At 61.9% G+C, this 21695-nt stretch carries 22 protein-coding genes; 10 read left to right on the top strand and 12 right to left on the bottom strand.

The window, feature by feature from the left end; genetic code table 11:
* Positions 1 to 15: 15 nt before the first annotated feature.
* Complete coding sequence (locus ACFOGH_RS02280) at positions 16 to 447, bottom strand: Lrp/AsnC family transcriptional regulator (RefSeq protein ID WP_380073951.1); 432 nt, start codon at positions 445 to 447, stop codon at positions 16 to 18.
* 108 nt (positions 448 to 555) lie between these two features.
* Here ACFOGH_RS02280 and rocF point away from each other — a divergent pair, with 108 nt between their 5' ends.
* Positions 556 to 1479 (top strand): arginase, encoded by a 924-nt coding sequence (gene rocF / locus ACFOGH_RS02275; protein ID WP_380071430.1) that lies wholly within the window; start codon positions 556 to 558, stop codon positions 1477 to 1479.
* A gap of 7 nt (positions 1480 to 1486) precedes the next feature.
* Positions 1487 to 2530 (top strand): ornithine cyclodeaminase, encoded by a 1044-nt coding sequence (locus ACFOGH_RS02270; protein ID WP_380071429.1) that lies wholly within the window; start codon positions 1487 to 1489, stop codon positions 2528 to 2530.
* Positions 2531 to 2803: 273 nt separating this feature from the next.
* Here ACFOGH_RS02270 and ACFOGH_RS02265 read toward each other — a convergent pair whose 3' ends face one another.
* Positions 2804 to 3856 carry a lysine-2,3-aminomutase-like protein gene (locus ACFOGH_RS02265; RefSeq protein ID WP_380071428.1) on the bottom strand — a complete coding sequence of 351 codons (1053 nt, stop codon included), beginning with the start codon at positions 3854 to 3856 and terminating at the stop codon, positions 2804 to 2806.
* A 61-nt stretch (positions 3857 to 3917) separates the two neighbouring features.
* Positions 3918 to 4187: an usg protein gene (locus ACFOGH_RS02260; protein WP_380071427.1), complete on the bottom strand. Its 270-nt coding sequence runs from the start codon at positions 4185 to 4187 to the stop codon at positions 3918 to 3920.
* A 193-nt stretch (positions 4188 to 4380) separates the two neighbouring features.
* Here ACFOGH_RS02260 and gyrA point away from each other — a divergent pair, with 193 nt between their 5' ends.
* The 6 genes from gyrA (at position 4381) to gluQRS (ending at position 10617) form a co-directional block, all read left to right on the top strand.
* The gene (gene gyrA / locus ACFOGH_RS02255; RefSeq protein ID WP_380071426.1) at positions 4381 to 7095 is read left to right on the top strand and encodes a DNA gyrase subunit A; all 2715 of its coding nucleotides are present in this window, start codon (positions 4381 to 4383) and stop codon (positions 7093 to 7095) included.
* Positions 7088 to 7411: a hypothetical protein gene (locus ACFOGH_RS02250; protein ID WP_380071425.1), complete on the top strand. Its 324-nt coding sequence runs from the start codon at positions 7088 to 7090 to the stop codon at positions 7409 to 7411. Before gyrA ends, ACFOGH_RS02250 begins: the two co-directional genes overlap by 8 nt.
* Before the next feature lie 136 nt (positions 7412 to 7547).
* Positions 7548 to 7925 carry a DoxX family protein gene (locus tag ACFOGH_RS02245; protein ID WP_380071424.1) on the top strand — a complete coding sequence of 126 codons (378 nt, stop codon included), beginning with the start codon at positions 7548 to 7550 and terminating at the stop codon, positions 7923 to 7925.
* A gap of 95 nt (positions 7926 to 8020) precedes the next feature.
* Positions 8021 to 8371 carry a DUF6614 family protein gene (locus tag ACFOGH_RS02240; protein ID WP_380071423.1) on the top strand — a complete coding sequence of 117 codons (351 nt, stop codon included), beginning with the start codon at positions 8021 to 8023 and terminating at the stop codon, positions 8369 to 8371.
* 42 nt (positions 8372 to 8413) lie between these two features.
* Positions 8414 to 9742: a methylenetetrahydrofolate--tRNA-(uracil(54)-C(5))-methyltransferase (FADH(2)-oxidizing) TrmFO gene (gene trmFO / locus ACFOGH_RS02235; RefSeq protein ID WP_380071422.1), complete on the top strand. Its 1329-nt coding sequence runs from the start codon at positions 8414 to 8416 to the stop codon at positions 9740 to 9742.
* On the top strand, positions 9730 to 10617 hold the full coding sequence (gluQRS, locus tag ACFOGH_RS02230; RefSeq protein ID WP_380071421.1) for a tRNA glutamyl-Q(34) synthetase GluQRS: 888 nt from the start codon (positions 9730 to 9732) through the stop codon (positions 10615 to 10617). Before trmFO ends, gluQRS begins: the two co-directional genes overlap by 13 nt.
* On the opposite strand, the gene hisI is transcribed toward gluQRS, so the two are convergent.
* Positions 10612 to 10968, bottom strand: coding sequence for a phosphoribosyl-AMP cyclohydrolase (gene hisI, locus ACFOGH_RS02225; protein ID WP_380071420.1), 357 nt, complete (start codon positions 10966 to 10968; stop codon positions 10612 to 10614). The two genes, gluQRS and hisI, sit on opposite strands and share 6 nt — an antisense overlap.
* Before the next feature lie 61 nt (positions 10969 to 11029).
* On the opposite strand from hisI, the gene ACFOGH_RS02220 reads away from it, so the two are divergent.
* Positions 11030 to 11464: an iron-sulfur cluster assembly scaffold protein gene (locus ACFOGH_RS02220; protein WP_380071419.1), complete on the top strand. Its 435-nt coding sequence runs from the start codon at positions 11030 to 11032 to the stop codon at positions 11462 to 11464.
* Between the two features lie 136 nt (positions 11465 to 11600).
* Here ACFOGH_RS02220 and ACFOGH_RS02215 read toward each other — a convergent pair whose 3' ends face one another.
* The 5 genes from ACFOGH_RS02215 to sciP form a co-directional block, all read right to left on the bottom strand.
* Positions 11601 to 11735, bottom strand: coding sequence for a hypothetical protein (locus ACFOGH_RS02215; protein ID WP_380071418.1), 135 nt, complete (start codon positions 11733 to 11735; stop codon positions 11601 to 11603).
* Positions 11736 to 11880: 145 nt separating this feature from the next.
* On the bottom strand, positions 11881 to 13965 hold the full coding sequence (gene recG / locus ACFOGH_RS02210) for an ATP-dependent DNA helicase RecG (protein WP_380071417.1): 2085 nt from the start codon (positions 13963 to 13965) through the stop codon (positions 11881 to 11883).
* Positions 13962 to 16076 (bottom strand): NAD-dependent DNA ligase LigA, encoded by a 2115-nt coding sequence (gene ligA, locus ACFOGH_RS02205; protein WP_380071416.1) that lies wholly within the window; start codon positions 16074 to 16076, stop codon positions 13962 to 13964. Before ligA ends, recG begins: the two co-directional genes overlap by 4 nt.
* 76 nt (positions 16077 to 16152) lie before the next feature.
* The gene (ctrA, locus tag ACFOGH_RS02200) at positions 16153 to 16863 is read right to left on the bottom strand and encodes a response regulator transcription factor CtrA (protein ID WP_380071415.1); all 711 of its coding nucleotides are present in this window, start codon (positions 16861 to 16863) and stop codon (positions 16153 to 16155) included.
* Positions 16864 to 16957: 94 nt separating this feature from the next.
* Positions 16958 to 17236, bottom strand: a complete 279-nt coding sequence (gene sciP, locus ACFOGH_RS02195; protein WP_380071414.1) for a CtrA inhibitor SciP — start codon at positions 17234 to 17236, stop codon at positions 16958 to 16960.
* 138 nt (positions 17237 to 17374) lie between these two features.
* Between sciP and mnmA the strand changes: the two genes are divergently transcribed.
* The gene (gene mnmA, locus ACFOGH_RS02190) at positions 17375 to 18508 is read left to right on the top strand and encodes a tRNA 2-thiouridine(34) synthase MnmA (RefSeq protein ID WP_380073950.1); all 1134 of its coding nucleotides are present in this window, start codon (positions 17375 to 17377) and stop codon (positions 18506 to 18508) included.
* Between the two features lie 208 nt (positions 18509 to 18716).
* Here the strand turns inward: mnmA and lpxB are convergent, their stop codons facing one another.
* The 3 genes from lpxB to lpxA form a co-directional block, all read right to left on the bottom strand.
* Positions 18717 to 19850, bottom strand: coding sequence for a lipid-A-disaccharide synthase (gene lpxB, locus ACFOGH_RS02185; RefSeq protein WP_380071413.1), 1134 nt, complete (start codon positions 19848 to 19850; stop codon positions 18717 to 18719).
* Positions 19851 to 20106: 256 nt separating this feature from the next.
* The gene (locus ACFOGH_RS02180) at positions 20107 to 20901 is read right to left on the bottom strand and encodes an LpxI family protein (RefSeq protein ID WP_380071412.1); all 795 of its coding nucleotides are present in this window, start codon (positions 20899 to 20901) and stop codon (positions 20107 to 20109) included.
* Positions 20898 to 21695 carry an acyl-ACP--UDP-N-acetylglucosamine O-acyltransferase gene (lpxA, locus tag ACFOGH_RS02175; RefSeq protein ID WP_380071411.1) on the bottom strand — a complete coding sequence of 266 codons (798 nt, stop codon included), beginning with the start codon at positions 21693 to 21695 and terminating at the stop codon, positions 20898 to 20900. The genes ACFOGH_RS02180 and lpxA overlap by 4 nt, the downstream gene beginning before the upstream one ends.

Below are 21695 nucleotides of genomic sequence, written 5' to 3'. Positions count from 1 at the left end.
GCCGGGATTTCGGGGCTAACGCCGCCCGGCCTTGCGGGTGGAGAGCAACAGGTTGGTTTCCGAGGTCAGCACGCCGTCGATGTTGCGGATGCGGTTGATCACCTCGTCCAGCTCGATCAGGGTCTGGGTGGAGATCTCGGCGATCAGGCTCCATTTGCCATTGGTCGAATGCACGGCCATCACCGCGGGGATACCGGCGAGGCGCGCCATCACCTTTTCGCCGCCCTTGCCCTCGATGATGATCATCATCAGGCCGCGCACCGGAGCTTCGGCGACATCCGAGCGGGTGAGCACGGTAAAGCCTGCGATTTCGCCCTTGGCGGTCAACCGCTCCATCCGCGTGCGCACGGTGGCGCGCGAGAGGCCCAGACGGTCTGACAGATCGGACAAAGCAGCGCGGCCATCGCGGCGCAGTTCGGCGATCAGCCGTGTATCGGTTTCGTCCAACATGGGCAATTTTCCTGCCAATTTGCAAAGGGGATTGTGCGGATTGCCATAAATATCTGTATGATTCGCCGCAAGATGGAAAGAGTGTCGCGCAAAAGGAGTTTGACCATGCCCAACACCATTCTGATCGGCGCGCCGATCGACGAAGGCCAGCGCCGCCCCGGTTGCGTGATGGGGCCTGCGGCCTATCGTGTGGCGGGGATTGCGCAGGCGATCCACGATCTGGGGCATGGGGTGGAGGATTGGGGCGATCTGGCGCTGCCTGCGTTGCAGGCGGCCACCTGCCCCAACCCGGCGGTGCACAGTCTGGCCGAGGTGCTGGGTTGGACCGAGGTTCTCGCCGACCGCGTCGATGATGCGCTGAGCCAAGGCGGGTTGCCGATTGTTCTGGGTGGCGATCATTCATTGGCGCTGGGGTCGGTCGCGGGGGCTGCGGCTTATGCGGCGCGGGTGGATCGGCCGTTGTTTTTGCTGTGGCTGGATGCGCATTCGGATTTCCACACGCCGCTGACCACGCAGAGCGGCAATCTACACGGCACCCCGGTGGCCTATATCGCCGGACGTGAGGGGTTTGAGGCGTTTCCGGCGTTCCCCAAGCCGATCCCGGCGGAACGGATTTGCCTTTACGGCATCCGCTCGGTCGATCCGGCGGAACATGCGGCGCTGTTGAAACATGACATTGCGATCAATGACATGCGGGTGCTGGATGAGCGCGGCATCGTCGCCCCCCTGCGCGAGTTTCTGGATTTGGTGCGCGATGCGGGCGGGATGCTGCATGTGTCGCTTGACGTCGATTTCCTCGACCCCTCGATTGCGCCGGCGGTGGGCACCACGGTTCCGGGCGGCACGACGTTCCGCGAGGCGCATCTGGTGATGGAGCTTTTGCACGAATCCGCGCTGGTTACGTCGCTGGATCTGGTCGAGTTGAACCCGTTTCTGGATGAGCGCAGCCGCACCGCCAAGCTGATGGTCGAACTTGTGGGCTCGCTGATGGGCCGCAAGGTGTTCGACCGCCCCACCCGCAGTTTCTGAGGATCCCATGAACACCCCGTCGCATCAGGCCTTTGTGCCGTTTGTCTCTGTCGATCACATGTTGAAATTGGTGCTGCATCTGGGGGTGGAACGGGTGCTTTCCGATCTGGCCGCCGAGATTGAGGCCGATTTCAAACGCTGGCCGCTGTTTGACAAGACCCCGCGCGTGGCGTCACATTCTGATGTGGGCGTGATCGAGTTGATGCCGACTTCGGACGGGGAAACCTATGGCTTTAAGTATGTGAACGGCCATCCGTCCAACATGAAGCAAGGCCTGCAAACCGTGACAGCGTTTGGGCTTTTGGCCGAAGTGGCGACGGGCTATCCGGTGCTGTTGTCGGAAATGACCATCCTGACGGCACTGCGCACGGCGGCGACATCGGCGATGGCGGCGAAGTGGTTGGCGCCTGCGGGCGCGACCACCATGGCGCTGATCGGCAACGGCGCGCAGGCGGAGTTTCAGGCGCTGGGATTCAAGGCAATCTGCGGCATTTCCGAGGTGCGGCTTTACGATATCGACCCGGCTGCGACGGCGAAATGTGCGGCCAATCTGGCCGGGCGGGGCTTGCGCGTGGTGTCTTGCACCACGGCGGATGAGGCGATTTTGGGCGCGCAGATCATCACAACTGTCACCGCCGACAAACAATATGCCACGATCCTGACCGACAACATGGTCGGCGCGGGCGTGCATATCAACGCGGTAGGCGGCGATTGCCCCGGCAAGACCGAGTTGCACAAGGATATTCTGCTGCGGTCGTCGATCTTTGTCGAATACCCTGAGCAGACCCGGATTGAGGGGGAAATTCAACAGCTTGCCCCCGATCATCCGGTGGTGGAGTTGTGGCAGGTGATCAACGGGCAGGCGTCGGGCCGCCGTGATGCGCGCGAAATCACGCTGTTTGATTCCGTGGGCTTCGCGGTCGAGGATTTCAGCGCGTTGCGTTATATCCGCAGCAAGCTGGACGAGACCGGGCTGTTCACCCAGTTGGACATGATCGCAGACCCGGATGATCCGCGCGATTTGTTCGGGATGATTTTGCGGGCGGCCTAGGCCGATCTGCAGGCAGTGATCGGGCACGCCCATGTCCGGGCGGAAACAGGAAACGCACCGCGTTTCCCCGCCCGCGTGTGCGGTATCACGCTGTAAACAGTGCCACGAGAAACGCGCTGAGGCCAGCGCCTGACCCGGCGGGCGAGAAGCGCCCGCCGAGGGCGGGGCGGGCGCTGGCCGGGCCTTGGGGGCCCGGCGGTTTCAGCGGCATCTGGCCCGCATGCCGAAGGCGGTGGCCTTCGCCAGATTGCCCGTGATGAGTGTCGACGCAGGCTAAGCCGGGTCGCGATAGGCGTGCCGCCTGCCCTGCCAATCGGTGATTTGGTAGGCGTCGCCATCGGCCTCGATATAACCGGGGCCGATCGGCACCTTTCCAAAGCCGCCGGGAATATCAATCACATAGGTCGGAACGCCGATGCCCGACAGGCGGCCACGCAGTTGCGTCATGATCGCCTGCCCTGCGGCGATGGTCGTACGGAAATGGCTGGTGCCGCGGGCAAGGTCGCAGTGGTGCAGGTAATAGGGCGTCACGCGGTGGCGCAGCAGGGTGCGGAACAGGGTTTCGAGCGTGGCGGCATCGTCATTGATGCCGCGCAGCAGCACGGTTTGTGACAGCAGCGGGATGCCGGCATCGGCGAGTTTCGCCAAGGCGGCCTGCGCGGCAGGGGTGATTTCCTGCGCGTGGTTGCTGTGCAGAACGAGGTAAGTGGTTGGGCCAGCGGTTGATTGGGCTCGCAAAGCGGCGATCATCTCATCGCTGATCCGCGCCGGGGCCACGACAGGCACGCGGGTGTGAAAGCGCACGATCTGCACATGTGGGATCGCCGACAGTCGCTGCATCAGCGCCGAGAGGCGGCGCGGCGACAGCACCAAGGGGTCGCCGCCGGTCAGGATCACCTCCCATATCGCGGGGGTGGCGGCGATGTAGTTGAGGCTTGCGTCAAGATCGGCGTCGGGCAATGCGGCCTCTTCGCCGACGGCTTCGCGACGGAAACAGAAGCGGCAGTAAACCTCGCAGGTGTGGGTGGCGGCAAGGATGACGCGGTCGGGGTAGCGGTGCGTCAGGCCCGGCGTCGGGCTGTGGGTGAGGTCGCCGATGGGGTCGTAGAGTTCTTCCGGGCGGATGGTCAACTCGGCAGCGTCCGGCACGAATTGGCGGGCAATCGGATCATCTGTGGCCGTGATGGCGCCGTGCATTTCCGACGAGATGCGGATGCGAAACGCCTCGGCCACTTGCTGCAAGGCCCGCGCCTGATCGGCCGGAGCAAGCCCGGTGGCCAGCAAATCTTCAACCCGCGTCAGCGCGCGCTGTGGCAGAATTGTCATGTCGATGCCTTCAAAACCCGGCACGCTTATCCGCGCGCCAGCGGTGAAAGGCAAGGCAGGGCTAGTGCAGCCGGAATTCCCCCACAACATTGCGCCATTCGCCCGGTGCGATCAGCTTGCGATGGGTGAAGCGCACCGAATGCAGCGGGCCTTCGATCTTGGCCTGCCAGAATTCGATAAAGCCGAAAAGCTGCGGATAATCGGGGGCAAGATCATAGTCCTGCCAGACGAAGCTATTGAGAACATTGCGATAATCCGGCATTCGGTAGTAAAGCTCTGCCGTGGTCAACCCATAGCCTTTCAGCATCAGTTCCGTCTCGGATGTGTGCATGTGCAACCTGCCTTTCCAAAGCCCACAGTTTGATTCTGCACCAGATTTATTAATTTTCAACAAAAACAGCATGTTATCACTCATGCAGCACGGCTGACAAAGCCATTTGCCTGCCCGCCTTGCACCCCAAATGCGGGATGGTGTAAGGTAGTGCCAACCATATCTAGACCCTATACAGGAAGGCGCGGCCCAAGTGACCGACACTCCGGAAACCCCTGAAACTGCAGACGAAAAGCCCAGCCGTATGGTGCATGACGGCCCGCAGATCGACATCTCGGCCGAGATGAAAACCGCCTATCTCGATTACGCGATGAGTGTGATCGTCAGCCGCGCCATTCCTGACCTGCGCGACGGGCTGAAACCGGTGCATCGCCGCATCCTGTTTGCGATGCACGAAACCGGCAACACCCACGACAAACCCTACCGCAAATCGGCGCGTCCGGTGGGCGATACGATGGGGAAATACCACCCGCATGGCGATAGCGCGATCTATGACGCGCTGGTGCGGATGGCGCAGCCGTTCTCGATGAGCCTGCCGCTGCTGGATGGCCAAGGCAATTTCGGCAGCATGGACGGCGATACAGCGGCGGCGATGCGCTATACCGAAGTGCGGATGGACAAGCCTGCGGCGTTTCTTTTGGCGGATATCGACAAGGAAACCGTTGATTTCCAAGACAATTACGATGGCAAAGACCGCGAGCCCACGGTGCTGCCCGCACGTTTCCCGAATATGCTGGTCAATGGTGCGGGCGGTATTGCGGTGGGGATGGCCACCAACATTCCGCCGCATAACCTGGGCGAAGTGATCGACGGCACTTTGGCGATGATCGCCAACCCCGACATCAGCCTTGAGCAGTTGATGGAGATCATTCCCGCCCCGGATTTCCCGACGGGGGCGACGATTCTGGGCCGGGCTGGCGCGCGCAAGGCCTATCTTGAGGGGCGCGGCAGCGTCATCATCCGGGCGAAAACCCGTGTGGAAGAAATCCGCAAGGACCGCTGGGCGATCATCATTGATGAGGTGCCCTATCAGGTCAACAAGGCGCGGATGATCGAGATCATCGCCGAACAGGTGCGCGAGAAGAAGATCGAGGGCATCGCCCATGTGCAGGACGAATCCGACCGGATCGGCGTGCGGGTGGTGATCGAGCTGAAGCGCGACGCGACGGCGGATGTGGTTTTGAACCAGCTTTACCGCTTTACGCCGATGCAGACATCGTTTGGCTGCAACATGCTGGCGCTGAACGGCGGGCGGCCCGAGCAGTTGACGCTGGCCGATTTCCTGCGGCATTTCATCAGCTTCCGCGAAGAAGTTGTGGCACGGCGCACCGCCTATGAGTTGCGCAAAGCGCGTGAGCGCAGCCATATCCTGTGCGGTCTGGCGGTGGCGGTTTCCAACGTCGATGAGGTGGTGGCGACCATCAGATCCTCGGCTGATCCGGCAGAAGCGCGCGAGCGGCTGATGACGCGGCGCTGGCCTGCGGGGGAAATCATCCCCTATATCAAGCTGATCGACGACCCCAGCCACCCGATCAACGATGATGGCACCTATAACCTGTCGGAACTGCAAGCCCGCGCGATCCTGGATTTGCGCCTGCAACGTCTGACGGCGATGGGTGTCAAGGAAATCACCGACGAATTGCAAGAACTGGCCGGGAAAATTCAGGATTATCTGGAGATTCTGGGCAGCCGCGACCGCATCATGGCGATCATTTCGAACGAACTCAGCGAAGTGAAGCAGATGTTCGCCGTGCCGCGTCGCACCGAAATCGTCGACTGGGCCGGCGATATGGAAGACGAGGATCTGATCGAACGCGAGGATATGGTCGTCACCATCACCAGCGGAGGCTATATCAAGCGCACGCCGCTGATCGAATTCCGTGCCCAGAACCGGGGCGGTAAGGGTCTGGCCTCGATGGCGACCAAGGAAGACGACGTTGTGACGACGCTTTTCGTCGCCAACACCCACACCAACCTTTTGTTTTTCACCACCGACGGCATGGTTTACAAGTTGAAAACTTGGCGGTTGCCCCTGGCAGGGCGGACGGCGAAGGGCAAGGCGATGGTGAACATTCTGCCGATTGCGCAAGGGGTTAGCATTGCAGCGCTGATGCCTGTGGATGCGCCCGAAGCCGAATGGGATGATCTGCAGATCGTATTTGCCACCAGCGACGGCGATGTGCGGCAGAACGATCTGTCGGATTTCACCAATGTGATGCGCAACGGCAAGATCGCGATGAAGCTGCCTGAAGGCGTGTTCCTGGTGAATGCGGCGATTGCCGATGAGAATGACGATATCATGCTGGTCACGGCGGGCGGGCGGGCGATCCGGTTCTCGACGCAGGAAATCCGCGTGTTCAAATCGCGCGGCTCGACCGGCGTTCGCGGCGTGCGGCTTGGTAAGGATGACAAGGTCGTGTCGATGTCGATCATCCGGCACTTTGAGGCTGATCCGGCAGAACGGGCGGCTTACCTGAAACAGCGCCGCCTGATGGCCGGTGCGGTGGATGAGGTTGAGGCCGATGAGGATGAGGCCGAGGTCGAGATTGGCCAGCTTTCACCAGAACGCTATGCCGAAATGTCTGCCGCCGAGGATCTGATCCTGACCATTACCACCTCGGGCTCGGGTAAGCTCAGCTCCAGCCATGATTATCCGGTGCGCGGGCGTGGCGGCATGGGGGTGAAGGCGATGGATGGCGCAATGCGTGGCGGGCCGTTGGTGGCATCGTTCCCGGTGGAACTGTCTGACCAGATCATGCTGGCAACCTCGACCGGGCAATCCATCCGGGTGCCGGTTGACCAAATCTCTTTCCGCTCACGCTCGGCGGGCGGGGTGAAGGTATTCAACACCGGAAAAGGTGAAGAAGTGGTTTCCGTGGCTCGCGTTGCCGAACAAGGTGATGAATGAACTTGCTGCGCGGCTGGCGTTGCTGGCCGCGCAGAACCAGACGATCAGCTATGGTGCGCTGGCCCGCGATCTGGGCATCCCCGGCCCCGGTGCGATTGCCAAGTTAACGGCGGCGCTTGAGGTGCTGATGGAAGAAGACGCGGCGCTTGGCCTGCCCTTGCGGGCGGCTTTGTGCGCAGCACGGCTGGCGAACGGGATGCCCGCACAGGGTTTTTTCAGCAAGGCGCAGGCGCTGGGGCGGTTTGCGGATACTGATCCGCAAGAGTTCGTGATAACGGAACGCGAACGGCTTTGCGCCCGATATGCGGAAAATTAGCCATTCGACTTGCGCAATTTTGCACAGGGGCCGCGCCGCTACGGGTATTTCCTGCAAATTGAGCCTGAGCTATGGCTAACGCACGCAAGATCGCAAAGACGGTCTGGCGCTGGGAAACGGAAGAACAGGAAAAATCATGGATAAACTTGCTCTCTACGCGCCGCTGATCGCGCGCATCATCATCGGTGGCTTCTTCCTTCTTGCTGGTATTGGCAAGATTGGCGACGTGGCTGGCACGGCTGGCTATATGCAAAGCGTCGGCCTGCCGGGCTTTCTGGTTTGGCCGGCGATCATTTTTGAAATCGGCGTCGGGCTGTGCATGATCCTGGGCTTCAAGACCCGGATCGTGGCATTGGCGGCTGCAGCGTTCTGCGTGGTGACGGCTGTGCTGTTCCACAACAACTTTGCTGATCAGACCCAAATGATCATGTTCCTCAAGAACTTCTCGATTGCCGGTGGCTTCCTGATGTTCTTCGCCCATGGCGCGGGCGCTGTGGCTTTGGATAAAGCCTGAAGTCTGGGCCTGAGATCTGGGCCTTAGTTATTTTTCCTTGCCGGGTTAAACACTTGGCAAGGAATCTCTGCTGTCCTGTGGCAACAGGAGGCAGCATGAACATCTATCATTGCATGATCGAATTGCGCGACGATGCGCGGGCTTTGGCCTTTGCGGCGGCGGTTGACGCATGGATGCGCTATCTGCAGGCGCAGGGGCTGATCTTGGGCTGGCGCTTGATGCGGCGCAAGTTTCGGCTGGCCTCTGGGGGCCACACTGACTTTCTGCTGGAGATTGAGGTTGGCAGCCTGGCCGATCTGGATGCGACTTTTGCGGCGCTGTCTGCGTCGGACGAAGCGGCCGAGCGACGATATGATCACATGCACCAGATGATCGCGCAGATCGAAATCGGCCTTTATCGCCCCTTCCCCGACCCGGCACAGCGCGAACGCATTGCTTTGATTTAGGGCTGGCTTGATCTAAGCGGCGCGCGGGGCTACATCGCCCCCATGACACAAGAATTGCACATCATCGGCGGCGGCATGGCCGGATCAGAAGCGGCTTGGCAAGCGGCGGAACAGGGCGTGCGCGTGGTGATCCACGAGATGCGGCCGAAAGTGGCGACGTTTGCCCATCGCACTGGGCATTTTGCCGAGATGGTCTGCTCGAATTCGTTCCGCTCGGACGATGATGAACGCAATGCGGTGGGGCTGCTGCATTGGGAAATGCGCGCGGCCAAGGGCTTGATCATGGCGATGGCCGAAGCGCACCGCCTGCCCGCAGGCGGCGCCTTGGCGGTGGATCGTGACCCGTTTGCCGAGGCTGTTACTGCAAAGCTGAACGCGCATCCGCTGATCTCGTCGTCGTTCGAGGAAATCACCGAATTGCCGGATCAGGGCAATTGGATCATCGCCACCGGGCCGCTGACATCTGGTGCGCTGGCCGAAAGCATTCGGGCCGCGACGGGTGCCGACGCCTTGGCTTTCTTCGACGCCATCGCGCCGATTGTCTATGCCGAGTCGGTGGATATGTCGGTGGCCTGGATGCAAAGCCGCTACGACAAGGGCGAGACGGCGGAGGAACAAACCGCCTATATGAACTGCCCGATGACCAAAGAGGAATATTACGCCTTCATCGACGCGCTGCTGGCCGCCGAGAAAACCGAGTTTCACGAGGGCGAGACGGCGGGTTACTTCGACGGTTGCCTGCCGATCGAGGTGATGGCGGAACGCGGGCGCGAGACGCTGCGCTTTGGGCCGATGAAGCCGGTGGGGCTGACGAATCCGCATGAAGCCGTGAAACCCTATGCCGTGGTGCAACTGCGCCGCGACAACAAACTGGGCACACTTTACAACATCGTAGGCTTTCAAACCAAGATGAAGTATGGCGCGCAAACCGCTGTTTTCAAAATGATTCCCGGCCTGCGCGATGCCAGTTTCGCGCGGCTTGGCGGCATTCATCGCAACACCTTCATCAACTCCCCCACGTTGCTGGATGATCAGATGCGGCTGAAATCGCGGCCCAATATCCGCTTTGCCGGCCAGATCACCGGGGTTGAGGGCTATGTGGAATCCTCGGCCATGGGGTTGCTTGCCGGACGGATGGCTGCGGCGGAATTGCAGGGCCGCATCTTGCCGCCGCCGCCGCCCGATACCGCGATGGGCGCTTTGATCACCCATATCACCGGCGGGGCCGAGGCGAAAACCTTCCAGCCGATGAACGTGAACTTCGGGCTATTTCCTCCGATTGACGCACGCGGCGGCCGCAAGGGGCGGAAAGATCGCTACAAGGCCTACACCGACCGGGCGAAGGAAGCGTTCACGGAATGGCTTTCGTAACCCGTTTTGCGCCCTCGCCCACCGGCCCGTTGCATCTGGGCCATGCCTATTCCGCCATGCTTGCGCATGACATGGCGCAGGCTGCAGGCGGCACGTTCCTGTTGCGGATCGAAGACATCGACCAATCGCGCTGCCGCCCAGAGTGGGAGGCGCAAATCTACGATGATTTGCAATGGCTTGGCCTGTCTTGCCAGCAACCCGTACTGCGACAGTCGCAACGCCAGCACATCTATGCTGCGGCGTTGAATCGGCTTTGGGCGCAAGACCGCCTGTTTCTTTGCACCTGCAATCGCCGCGACATTCTTCAGGCGCTGAGCGCGCCGCAAGAGGGCGTGCCCGCCAACTTTGGCCCGGATGGGCCGATCTATCCCGGTACTTGCCGTGACAAGCAAATCCACTCTGCCGCTAGTCCTAGACCTGACGGCGTGCTGCGTCTGCGCATGGATCAGATCACCGCTGACCACGCCGCGATGCAGAGCGGAAGCGACGGGTTCAGCTTTCAGGAAGACGGTAGCGGTCCCGCGGGGGAAACGGGACTGATCCGCTTTGATGCGCGCTATCTGTGTGATCACATCGGCGATATTGCCGTCTGCCGCCGAGACATGGCGACATCCTATCACCTCTCGGTTGTACTGGATGACGCCGCCCAAGGCGTGACGCATGTGGTGCGCGGGCAAGACCTGTTTGAGGCCACAAAAATTCACGTGACTTTGCAATGGCTTCTGGGCCTGCCGACGCCGATCTACCACCACCACAGCCTGATCCGCGATGATCAGGGCAAGCGGTTGGCCAAGCGTGACGACGCGCGCGCTTTGTCGAGATATCGGGCCGAGGGCGCGACCCCCGCCGATATTCGCCGCATGGTCGGGCTATAGCGGATCGGAAATCACCACCTCGGCACCGTCGCGCACGGCGGTGTAAAAGCAACTGCGGCGGTTGGTGTGACAGGCCGGCCCCTCTTGCGTGACCAGGGCCAGCAAGCAATCGCGATCACAATCGACGCGCAGCTCGACCAAGCGCTGCACATGGCCCGAGGTTTCGCCCTTGGCCCAAAAGCTGGCGCGCGAGCGTGACCAATAGGTCATCGCCCCGGTTTGCAGCGTGCGTTCCAGCGATTCCGCGTTCATCCAAGCCATCATCAGCACCTCGCCCGAGACATGGTCCTGCGCGATGCAGGGAATCAGGCCATTGGCGTCAAAGTTGAGGCGCGTGGGATCAAATTGCATCGGGTTCTCCTTGGCGGCGGGGTGCATCGGGCTTATCTTGCGGAGAAGAAAAGGGGAAGTCATGAGCGACAGCGATCTTGTCAAACTGTATTCGGGGCGGATTCTGGCGCTGGCGGCGGATATTCCGCATCTGGGCCGCCTGCCCGCCCCCACCGGCACGTCGCGCAAACGCTCGCCGCTGTGCGGCTCGACGCTGACGGCGGATGTGGTGATGCAGGACGGGCGGGTGGTGGATTTCGCGCAAGATGTGAAAGCCTGCGCGCTGGGGCAAGCCTCGGCGGCGATTCTGGGGCGGGTTATCCTTGGCCGTAGTGTTTCCGAATTGGAAACAGCGCGTGATGCGTTGCGGGCGATGCTGAAAGACAATGGCCCGGTGCCCGCCGCGCCGTTCGATGGCTATGAGGTTTTGACGCCTGCGCGGGATTACAAAAATCGCCATGCGTCGATTTTGCTGGCCCTGGATGCGGCTTGCGAGGCGGCCGCGCAGGCTGCATAAAAAAAACCGCCGCACATCCCATGGATGGCGGCGGAAAGTGGCGTTCTTTAACCGGGGCGGTGGCAGGGCAGCCACGAGGCGCATCACTTGGGGACAGAAGCGCAGGCCCGGTTCAACAAGACCGCAGGCAGTATCGTCAAAGGGTGCCGGACATTCCCAATCCGGCGAAAAGCAGGGCAAACAGCGACACCACGCCAACTGCGTCAGCCACGATGCTGGAGTTTGCGTTGGCATTAGAGCGTTTCAGGATTTCGATAATCTCGGTGAGCATTGCGACCTCCGTTGCTTGTTGCCGTATTGTTCTCATGTTCTCAACGATTCGTAAAGAACTTTATGGGAACATATGTGAACTTCTGAGAACAAAACGCCAAAGGCTGCGTTTGGTTCCCACCCCCGACACACAACATCGTGAGGTTTCAGCCAACAGAGATCAGTTTTATCGCACGATCTTGATCCAGCAGCCACAAAAGCACTCGTGCCGCATTGCCGCGTGGGCTGGTCAGATCAGGGTCCACCGCCAGCAAAGCCCGTGCATCCGATTGTGCGACGGCCATCAGGCCTGATTGCCGCTCGAGATCCGCGACGCGGAACCGCGGCAGCCCCGACTGCGCGGTGCCGATCAGATCGCCCGCGCCACGGATGGCAAGGTCTTCTTCCGAGATGCGAAAGCCATCTTCGGTGTCGCGGATCACCTTCAGCCGACGCTCGCCCGCTTCGGACAGCGGAGGTTGATAGACCAGCAGGCAGGTGGATTGCACAGCCCCGCGCCCGACCCTGCCGCGCAACTGGTGCAACTGCGCCAGACCAAAGATTTCAGCCCGCTCGATCACCATGATCGAAGCATTGGGCACGTTCACGCCCACTTCGATCACCGTGGTTGCGACCAGAATCTTGGTTTCCCCCGCCACAAACCGCGCCATCGCGGCGTCTTTTTCAGCCACCGGCATCTGGCCATGCACGAGGCCCACCACATCGCCCATCGCGGCGCGCAGGGTTTCAAACCGTTCGACCGCGCTGGCGTAATCAACCAGCTCGGATTCCTCGACCAAGGGGCAGACCCAATAGGCCTGCCGCCCCTCGGCCACCGCGCGCGCAAGGTGGCCGACCACCTCATCCATCCGCGCGGCAGAGATCATCACCGTCTTGATCGGCTGGCGACCGGCAGGTTTTTCATCCAGCACCGAGACATCCATATCGCCGTAGCTGGCCAGCGCCAGACTGCGTGGAATCGGCGTCGCCGTCATCACCAGCACGTCAGCGGCCTGCCCCTTGGCGCCCAACTCCATACGTTGCGCCACGCCAAAGCGGTGTTGTTCATCAACGACGGCAAGGCGAAGATCCTGAAAATGCACATCTTTCTGAAACACCGCATGGGTGCCGACCAGGATATGAATACGCCCGTCGGCAAGAGCGGCAAGCTTTGCCGCCCGTTCGGCGCCCTTGTCGCGCCCGGTCAGAATCTCCAGCCGTATCCCGGCGGATTCGGCCAAAGGCAGCAAGCCTTCCCGGTGTTGGCGCGCAAGGATCTCGGTCGGGGCCATCAACACGCCCTGCCCGCCGGCCTCGACCGCCGTCAGCAGCGCCAGAAACGCGACAAGGGTCTTGCCTGAGCCGACATCGCCCTGCAGCAAACGGTTCATCCGCAGCGGCTGTGCCATGTCTTGCGTGATCTCGGCCACCGCGCGGGTCTGCGCCGTCGTGGGCGCATAGGGCAGATGAGCCAGAACCTTGCGCCGCAGCGCATCGGTGCCCCGACTTGCGACGCCTTGGCCGCGGCGCAGATGCGCGCGGGCCAGTGCGAGGGTCAGTTGATGCGCAAAAAGTTCATCATAAGCAAGACGTTGCCGGGCAGGATGGGTAAAGGCCAACGCCGCCTGATCCTGCGGGGCATGGGCTTCGCCCAAGGCCTTTCGCCAATCCGGCCAGCCTTCGCGCGCGATCAGATTGGGGTCGATCCATTCCGGCACAAGCGGCGCGCGCGCCAGAGCAGACCCCACAGCCTTGGCCAACTGGCGCTGGGTGACGCCTGCGGTGAGCGGATAGACCGGCTCAAAAAGCGGAAGCTCTGCGGCGTCTTCAGGTGCAAGAACATGCTCTGGATGCACCATTTGCGCAATGTTATCAAAGAGTTCAACCTTACCCGACACCAGACGGCGCGCGCCTGTCGGCAACAGCTTTTGCAGGTAGTCACCGCGCGCGTGGAAGAACACCAGTTGAAATTCCAGCGCCGCATCGCGCACCCAGATGCGATAGGGACGGCCCTTTTGCCGGGGTGGCAGATGGCCGCCCACCTCAACCTCAACCGTCACCGTGCAGGGCGGCACCACATCGCGGACCGAGGCCTTGCGGCTGCGATCCACCGCCGCATGTGGCAGCAGAAACAGCAGATCCTTGGGGCGCGCGACCCCCAGCGCGGCCAAGACCTGCGCGGTTTTCGGGCCGACGCCATCGAGGGTTTCCAATTCGGCAAACAGCGGAAACAGAATTTCCGGGCGGCTCATGCCTGACCTATCAGGGCAAGCCAGCCATCTTCGTCAATCACCCTAACTCCATGTTTTTCGGCATCTTTCGCCTTTGATCCTGCCCCCGGCCCTGCGATCAGCAGATCGGTTTTCGCCGAAACCGAGCCTGCGACCTTGGCGCCCAGAGCCTCAGCCCGGGCCTTGGCCTCGGCGCGGGTCATTTTCTCCAGCGTGCCGGTGAATACCACGGTTTTTCCGGCAACCGGGCTGTCGACCGGCGCACGGGCCTGCACCGGCTGCACGGAAAGTTGCGCCACCAAATCGTCAATCGCGGCACGCTCGGCCCCATTCTGAAACGCTGCCACCAACGAGCCCGCCAGCACGCCGCCAACCCCATCAATCGCCGTCAGTTCGGCCCATTCCGGGCTGCCCGGTTGCGCATGGGTGATCGCGGCCTCAAAGTTTTCCCAAGTGTTGTAATGCCGCGCGAGCAAGCCAGCCGCGACCTCGCCCACGTGGCGGATGCCAAGGCCAAAGATCAGCCGATCCAGCGGGATGCTGCGCTTGGCCTCAATCGCAGCGAAAAGCTTTCGGGCTGAAACCTCGCCAAAGCCATCGCGATTCTTCAGCTTTTTCAGGCCGTTCGCGGCATCACGCGCGGCAAGTGTGAAGATATCTGCCGGGGTTTTCACCGGCAGATCGGCATCGTGGAAGAACATTTCGATCTGCTTGGCACCAAGGCCCTCGATGTCAAAAGCCGCGCGTGAGACGAAATGCTTCAACCGCTCGACCGCTTGTGCGGGGCAGATCAGCCCGCCGGTGCAGCGGCGCACGGCATCGCCGGGTTCGCGATGCGCGACCGAGCCACATTCGGGGCAAATCTGCGGAAAAACATAGGGTTGCGCATCTTCTGGGCGGCGGGAGATATCGACATCAGCGATTTTGGGGATCACATCCCCGGCACGATACACCTGCACCCAATCGCCGACGCGAATATCGCGCCCCTCGCGGATCGGGGCGCCTTTGGCATCGCGACCTGCGATGTAATCTTCATTGTGCAGCGTGGCATTGGCGACCACGACGCCGCCCACCGTCACCGGCTTCAACCGCGCCACCGGTGACAGCGCCCCGGTGCGGCCGACTTGAATGTCGATCGCCTCAAGCCGGGTCCAGGCGAGTTCTGCGGCGAATTTATGCGCGATCGCCCAGCGTGGCGTGGCCGAGCGGAAGCCAAGCCGCGCCTGAAGGCCCAGATCGTTCACCTTGTACACCACGCCGTCGATGTCATAGCGCAGATTGGCGCGATCCGCCTCAATCCGGCGATATTGCGCCAGCATCTCGGCGGGGCCAGCGCACAGCACGGTCAACGGATTGGTCTGAAACCCCAACTGCTGCAAGCGCGCGATGGCATCAAACTGGGTCTGCGCCAAGGGGGCCGACAATGCGCCCCAGGCATAGGCAAAAAACCGCAACGGCCGCGCGGCGGTGACGCGGGCATCGAGTTGCCGCAGACTGCCCGCCGCCGCATTACGCGGATTGGCGAAAAGCTTGTCGCCCTTGGCCGCCTGCCGTTGGTTCAGGGCGGCGAAATCGGCGTGGCTCATATAAACCTCACCGCGCACTTCGAGCAGATCGGGCGCGCCCGCCAGCTTTTGCGGGATATCGGCGATGGTGCGGGCGTTTTCGGTGACGTTTTCGCCGACCTCGCCATCGCCCCGCGTCGCCGCCTGCACCAGCACGCCCTGTTCATAGCGCAGAGATAGCGACAGCCCGTCGATTTTCGGCTCGGCTGTGTAGGTCAAGGCGGCCTGCGTGCCGAGATACTTGCGCACGCGGTCGTCGAAATCGGTGATGTCACTGTCTGCAAAGGCATTTTCCAGCGACAGCATCCGCACATCATGCAGCACCTTACCAAAGCCTTCAGCCACGGCGGCACCGACCTGCTCGGTCGGGCTATCGGCACGTTTCAGCGCCGGATACTGCGCCTCTATCGCCAAATTACGGCGTTTCAGCGCGTCAAACTCGGCATCGGAGATTTCTGGCGCGTCCAGCGTGTGATAGGCGCGGTTGGCCGCCGCAATCGCCTCGGCCAATCGAGCAAGTTCCGCCCGTGCTTCCGCCTCGGTCAAATGCTCCACTTCCCCCGCCATCGCCGCCCCCTGTCCGTTTTGGCTAAAGTATGCGGCGGGCGGGAAATGGGCAAGGCGGGGTCAGGGGTGGCGTGGATCAAGCACTGGCGACCAGACGCGTTGCCAAAGCCGGGCCGGGATCGCGCAGCACATAGCCACGGCCCCAGACGGTTTCGATGTAGTTGGTGCCGCCGGTCGCCTCGGCCAGCTTTTTGCGCAGCTTGCAGATGAACACGTCGATGATCTTCAACTCCGGCTCATCCATGCCGCCGTAGAGGTGGTTGAGGAACATCTCTTTGGTCAGCGTGGTGCCCTTGCGCAGCGACAAGAGCTCCAACATCTGATATTCTTTGCCTGTCAAATGCACCGTCGCGCCTTCGACATCGACAGTCTTGGCATCGAGGTTGACGTTGACGCGGCCGGTCTTGATCATCGACTGGCTGTGGCCTTTTGAACGGCGGATGATCGCGTGGATGCGCGCCACCAGTTCTTCGCGATGGAATGGCTTGGTCAGATAGTCGTCGGCGCCAAAGCCAAAGCCTTTGATCTTGTTTTCGGTGTCATCAGAACCAGAAAGAATCAGGATTGGCGTTTCGATCCGTGCCAGCCGCAACTGTCGTAGCACCTCATGCCCGGACATATCCGGCAGGTTGAGGTCCAAAAGAATCAAATCGTAATCATAAAGTTTTGCCAGATCGATGCCGTCTTCGCCCAGATCGGTGCAATAGACGTTCAAGTTGGCGTGGGTCAGCATCAATTCGATACTACGGGAAGTGGTAGGATCGTCCTCAACCAGTAAGATTCGCATTCTGGGGCTCCGTCACAGGCTCTTGTTCGTTAATGACTTTGGCGGGCAATGGTTAACTACACGTTACTGTGACAGCAAGATTCCCAAAAACAATCTAAAGTTGTCGGTACTTTTGAATTGTGGTGACGCGCAGGGCTTTTTCGCCATGGGTTTCAACCGCCTGCCGCCACAGCACAAATTCCTCTTCCGACAGCGCATAACGTTCCAACGCTTCGGCTTCGGAAATCAGGCCGTAAATCACGGCTTTGACCACCACCGCCTTGCGGCTGGCAACCCAGCGCTGGGTGTCAGGTGGCGGCAGATCGGCGCGGGTCAGGATACTGCCATCCGGCAGCGTGACCTGCCGCGGCCCGTCAACTTTCTTGAGATACATCGCGGATTCCTCGTTCTTGTCGGGGCAGTTTCGCGGAACGGCCTTAAACAAGGGTAAAGCGAGGGGTTGAGACTGTATCGCATTTTCCTATATTGCGAGCTATTGGCCTTGATGCCGCCCTATTCCCCGGAATTTCCGATGCTTGATCAGCCGTTGAACTCGCTTGGTTTCGCCAAGCCGCCTTCTGAAACCCGTGTCGTTGTGGCAATGTCTGGCGGGGTCGACAGCTCGGTTGTGGCGGCGCAACTGGCCGAGGAAGGCTATGACGTGGTGGGCGTCACCTTGCAGCTTTACGATCACGGGGCGGCGCTGGCCAAGAAGGGCGCGTGCTGCGCGGGGCGCGACATTCATGACGCGGCGCGGGTGGCGGAGTTGATGGGCTTTCCGCATTACGTGCTGGATTATGAGAACACCTTCCGCGAGGCGGTGATCGAGGAATTCGCTGACGCCTATCTGGCGGGGGCGACGCCGGTGCCGTGTATCCGCTGCAATGAGCGGGTGAAGTTCAAGGATCTGCTGGCGACGGCAAAGGATCTGAACGCCGATTGCATGGCGACGGGGCATTATATCCAGCGCAAGGTTGGCGCAGGCTCGGAATTGCATATGGCGACCGATCCGAACCGCGATCAAAGCTATTTCCTGTTCTCGACCACGCAGGAACAGCTGGATTACCTGCGCTTCCCGCTGGGGCATTTGGCCAGCAAGGCCGAGACCCGGGCGCTGGCGGCGAAATATGGGCTGTCGGTAGCGGATAAGCCGGACAGTCAGGATATTTGCTTCGTTCCGAACGGGAATTATGCGGCGGTGATTGAAAAGCTGCGGCCGGGGGCGGCTGATCCGGGCGATATCGTCGATCAGACCGGGCGCGTGTTGGGGCAGCATCGCGGGGTCATTCATTATACGATCGGGCAGCGCAAGGGGCTGGGGATCGGGGGGTTGGGCGATCCGCTCTATGTGGTCAAGCTGGACCCTGCCCTGCGGCAGGTGATCGTCGGGCCGAAAGAGGCGCTGTCAACGCGGGTGGTGCCGCTGCGCGAGATCAACTGGCTGGGGGATGCGGCGTTTGACAGCCGGGATGAGTGGCATCTGAACGTCAAGGTCCGCTCGACCCGACCGCCGCGGCCTGCAGTGGTGCGCCCGATATCGGCGACCGAGGCGACGGTGGAACTGCTCGACCCGGAAGATGGCATCTCGCCCGGACAGGCTTGCGTGTTCTACGCGCCCGAGGGCAGTCGGGTGTTCGGCGGCGGCTGGATTTGGCGGGGCAAGTGACGGTCCCAACTCGGGACCTTTTTGAGCCGTTTGTTTTCAATGGCTTGACCCTGCCAGTTTAACAGACTTTTAACACTTTGGCGCGATCCGGCTTCAGCGGGGCCGGGCTTCATCTTGGCTAAAATACTCCCGCCGGAGGCTTCTGCCATTCACCTTGGGAGCCTCCGGCGGGAGTATTTTAGCCAAGATGAAGCATTTTAGATAAAGTTTAGCGATCTGGCAGCACGGCGAGCACTGATCTTGCCGCCCGCAGGCCGGGTGGCTCGCCGCCCTGCCCCAAGCGCTGCATGGTAAGGTGCATGGCTGCGGTTTGCGAATGCGGGTTTTCGAGCAGGCTTAGCACAGCGGGCGCGATGTTTTCTGCGCGGCAGTTCTCGCCGATGAACTCTGGCACCACGCGGCTGTCCGACACGAGGTTGACCAGCGTGACCGTGTCGATCAGTGCTGCGCGGCGCATCAGCCAGAGGGTGAGCGGATGCATGTCATAGGCGATCACCATCGGGCAGCTGTTGGCAGCGAGTTCAAGGCTGACGGTGCCGGATGCGGCGATGGCGACATCGGCGCTGGCGAAGGCTGCGCGTTTCAGGGCGGGGTCGGTGATGATCTGCGGTTGGATCGGCCAGGTCGCGGTCAGATCGCGGACCAGTGGTTCCACGCCGCGCACGGTGGGAAGGGCGACGCGGGCCTGGGGGTGCTTGGCTTTGATCAGGGCGAGGGTTTCGCCGATCACCGGGGCAAGGCGGCTGACTTCGCCACGGCGCGAGCCGGGGAGTGTGAGGATCAGCGGACTGCTGCCTGCGAGGCGCGCGATTTCGGCGGGGGTGGCGAGGGGTTCGGCGACAACAGGGTGGCCGACGAAATCGCAGCTCATCCCGGCGGCGGTCATATAGGGCGGCTCGAACGGCAAGAGGGCGAGAACGTGGTCGATCACCTTGGCCATTTTCGCGGCGCGGCCGGGGCGCCAAGCCCAGACCGAGGGTGCGACGTAGTGGATGGTGCGCAGGGTTGGCTGGGCGGTTTTGACAATTTTGGCCACGCGCAGGCAGAAATCGGGGGAGTCGATGGTGATCAGCGCATTGGGCTGGGTGGCCAGTGCGGCAGCGGCAGTCTCGCGGATGCGGCGTTTGAGGTGGAGGTATTTCGGCAGCACTTCAGCCAGCCCCATGATCGAGAGTTCCTCCATCGGGAACAGGCTTTGCAGCCCTTCGGCTTGCATCAAGGGGCCGCCGATGCCTTGGAAGGTCACGTTGGGGTGCAGGGTTTTCAGCCCCGCCATCAGGGCGGCGCCGAGGCGGTCGCCAGAGGGCTCGCCTGCGATAAGGTAGAGGGTGAGCGCTGTCATGTGCTGACCATGATTTGGCCGGGAGCAGTTGATCCTCCGGTGGAGGATCGACCCCGGTTATGTGGGAACGTCTGGGTAAACCGCATCCGCACGCGATGGCAGAGGGCAGCGCCTGACCTGGCGGGCGAGAAGCGCCTGCCATGGGCAGGGCAGGCGCTGCCCGGAGGCTTTGGGCCTCCGGGGGCAATGCGGCAGCGGCGCGAGATGTCAGGTGCAAAAGCACCTTCCAATGCAGTCGGGCAGTGCAGATGCGTGGTTAGCGCGCCCATAGCAGCAGGTTCTGCGCTTGGGCAAAGGCGATCATTTGCGGCAGATCGAGGCAGATCACCGAGCCAGCTTCGAAAACCACACCGGCAAGGCCCGCCTCGGCGGCGAGGCGCAGGGTGTCGGGGCCGATGGTGGGCAGATCAATGCGGCGGTCTTGCCCCGGTTTGGCCGATTTGTAGAACAAGCCGCCTTTCGGGCGCAAGCTGGCGGGAATGGCAGCGAGGCTTTTCAGCATCGCATCAGTGCCGGGCAGCGCCTCAACCGCGAGGCAGAGGCCATTTGCTACGACGCAGCCTTGACCGACATCGACAGCCCCAAGGGCGGCGGTGATGGCTGCGGCGCGGGTGGCGTCGGTTTCGTGCTGTGCGTTGATTTCGCCTGCCAGAACAGCGGCTTGTGGGAGGAGCGCGGGGGCGATGGATTCAACGCCCACCACCTCAAAACCCGCTTCCTCGAAAATCGCAATCACCTCGCGCAGTGTGGCATCGTCGCCCTGCGCCATCGCGGCGAGCAGGCGCGGCACCATTTGCGCGGTCTGCGGATCGAACAGCGAGGGGTCAAGGCGCGGGCGCTGCACCGCCCCGGCAAAGGCGATGCGGGTGGTGCCCTGATCTTCCAGCAGGCGCAGGAACAGTGCGAGGCGTTCGACGCGGAACACCTGATCGACATCCAGGCCGGTGGGGGTGAAGCCATCCAAAGCGCAGACGAAGGGCGGCTCTGGCAGGCTTGCCGCCAAGGCGGCAGGCAAAGCGCCCTGCCCTGCGATGATGGCAAGCCGGCTCATTTCGGGGTCAGGAACGAGCGGTCGGTTGCCGAGAGGATGAAGTCAGTCATCTCGCGCACATATGGACTGTCGGTTTCCTCGGCCAGACGGCGGGCGCGGTCCAGAAAGCTGCCCTCGCCCTGTGCCAGCATCTGAAAGGCCGCACGCATGGCAGTGATGTCGGCGCGATCCACGCCGCGGCGTTTCAGGCCAACGAGGTTCAAACCATCGAGCACGCCGCGCGGGCCTTGGACAAGGCCGTAGGGCAGCACATCATTCGTCACCATCGTGACGGCACCAATGATCGCGCCCTGCCCCACGCGCACCCATTGGTGGATGCCCGACAGTCCGCCGACGATGACATCATCGCCGATGTGGCAATGGCCCGCGATGGCGACCTGATTGGCCAGCACGATGCGGTTGCCAAGTTGCGCGTCGTGGCCGATATGCGCGCCGGTCATCAGCAGGCAATCATCGCCGACGCGGGTGATGCCGCCGCCGCCCTCGGTGCCGGTGTTCAGGGTGGCACCCTCGCGGATCTTGCAGCGTTTGCCGACGATCAGCCTTGTGCGCTCACCCTTGAATTTCAGATCTTGCGGCACTTCGCCGACGCAGGCGAAGGGGAAGATGGTGGTGTCGTCGCCGATCTCGGTCCAGCCTGTCACCACGGCGTGCGATTTCACCGTGACACCCTTGTGCAACGTCACCTCGGGGCCGATCAGCGCGAAGGGGCCGATGAAGCAATCGGGGCCAATGGTGGCGCCCTCCTCGACGAAGGCAGAGGGGTGGACAAGGGCTGTACCGTGGATCGCCAT

This window comes from Cypionkella sinensis, from assembly GCF_042646385.1.
GTDB classification, from domain to species: Bacteria; Pseudomonadota; Alphaproteobacteria; order Rhodobacterales; family Rhodobacteraceae; genus Cypionkella; species Cypionkella sinensis.
Note: the sequence above shows the minus strand (reverse complement) of the source record. Positions and strands in the feature narration are given on the sequence as shown.

Excerpts from the sequence above, each read along its gene's own strand:
- rocF (WP_380071430.1), top strand. The coding sequence starts at position 556 with ATGCCCAACACCATTCTGATCGGCGCGCCGATCGACGAAGGCCAGCGC.
- ACFOGH_RS02270 (WP_380071429.1), top strand. The coding sequence starts at position 1,487 with ATGAACACCCCGTCGCATCAGGCCTTTGTGCCGTTTGTCTCTGTCGAT.
- ACFOGH_RS02265 (WP_380071428.1), bottom strand. The coding sequence starts at position 3,856 with ATGACAATTCTGCCACAGCGCGCGCTGACGCGGGTTGAAGATTTGCTG.
- ACFOGH_RS02260 (WP_380071427.1), bottom strand. The coding sequence starts at position 4,187 with ATGCACACATCCGAGACGGAACTGATGCTGAAAGGCTATGGGTTGACC.
- ACFOGH_RS02250 (WP_380071425.1), top strand. The coding sequence starts at position 7,088 with ATGAATGAACTTGCTGCGCGGCTGGCGTTGCTGGCCGCGCAGAACCAG.
- ACFOGH_RS02245 (WP_380071424.1), top strand. The coding sequence starts at position 7,548 with ATGGATAAACTTGCTCTCTACGCGCCGCTGATCGCGCGCATCATCATC.
- ACFOGH_RS02240 (WP_380071423.1), top strand. The coding sequence starts at position 8,021 with ATGAACATCTATCATTGCATGATCGAATTGCGCGACGATGCGCGGGCT.
- trmFO (WP_380071422.1), top strand. The coding sequence starts at position 8,414 with ATGACACAAGAATTGCACATCATCGGCGGCGGCATGGCCGGATCAGAA.
- gluQRS (WP_380071421.1), top strand. The coding sequence starts at position 9,730 with ATGGCTTTCGTAACCCGTTTTGCGCCCTCGCCCACCGGCCCGTTGCAT.
- hisI (WP_380071420.1), bottom strand. The coding sequence starts at position 10,968 with ATGCAATTTGATCCCACGCGCCTCAACTTTGACGCCAATGGCCTGATT.
- ACFOGH_RS02220 (WP_380071419.1), top strand. The coding sequence starts at position 11,030 with ATGAGCGACAGCGATCTTGTCAAACTGTATTCGGGGCGGATTCTGGCG.
- ACFOGH_RS02215 (WP_380071418.1), bottom strand. The coding sequence starts at position 11,735 with ATGCTCACCGAGATTATCGAAATCCTGAAACGCTCTAATGCCAACGCA.
- recG (WP_380071417.1), bottom strand. The coding sequence starts at position 13,965 with ATGAGCCGCCCGGAAATTCTGTTTCCGCTGTTTGCCGAATTGGAAACC.
- ligA (WP_380071416.1), bottom strand. The coding sequence starts at position 16,076 with ATGGCGGGGGAAGTGGAGCATTTGACCGAGGCGGAAGCACGGGCGGAA.
- ctrA (WP_380071415.1), bottom strand. The coding sequence starts at position 16,863 with ATGCGAATCTTACTGGTTGAGGACGATCCTACCACTTCCCGTAGTATC.
- sciP (WP_380071414.1), bottom strand. The coding sequence starts at position 17,236 with ATGTATCTCAAGAAAGTTGACGGGCCGCGGCAGGTCACGCTGCCGGAT.
- mnmA (WP_380073950.1), top strand. The coding sequence starts at position 17,375 with ATGCTTGATCAGCCGTTGAACTCGCTTGGTTTCGCCAAGCCGCCTTCT.
- lpxB (WP_380071413.1), bottom strand. The coding sequence starts at position 19,850 with ATGACAGCGCTCACCCTCTACCTTATCGCAGGCGAGCCCTCTGGCGAC.
- ACFOGH_RS02180 (WP_380071412.1), bottom strand. The coding sequence starts at position 20,901 with ATGAGCCGGCTTGCCATCATCGCAGGGCAGGGCGCTTTGCCTGCCGCC.
- lpxA (WP_380071411.1), bottom strand. The coding sequence starts at position 21,695 with ATGGCGATCCACGGTACAGCCCTTGTCCACCCCTCTGCCTTCGTCGAG.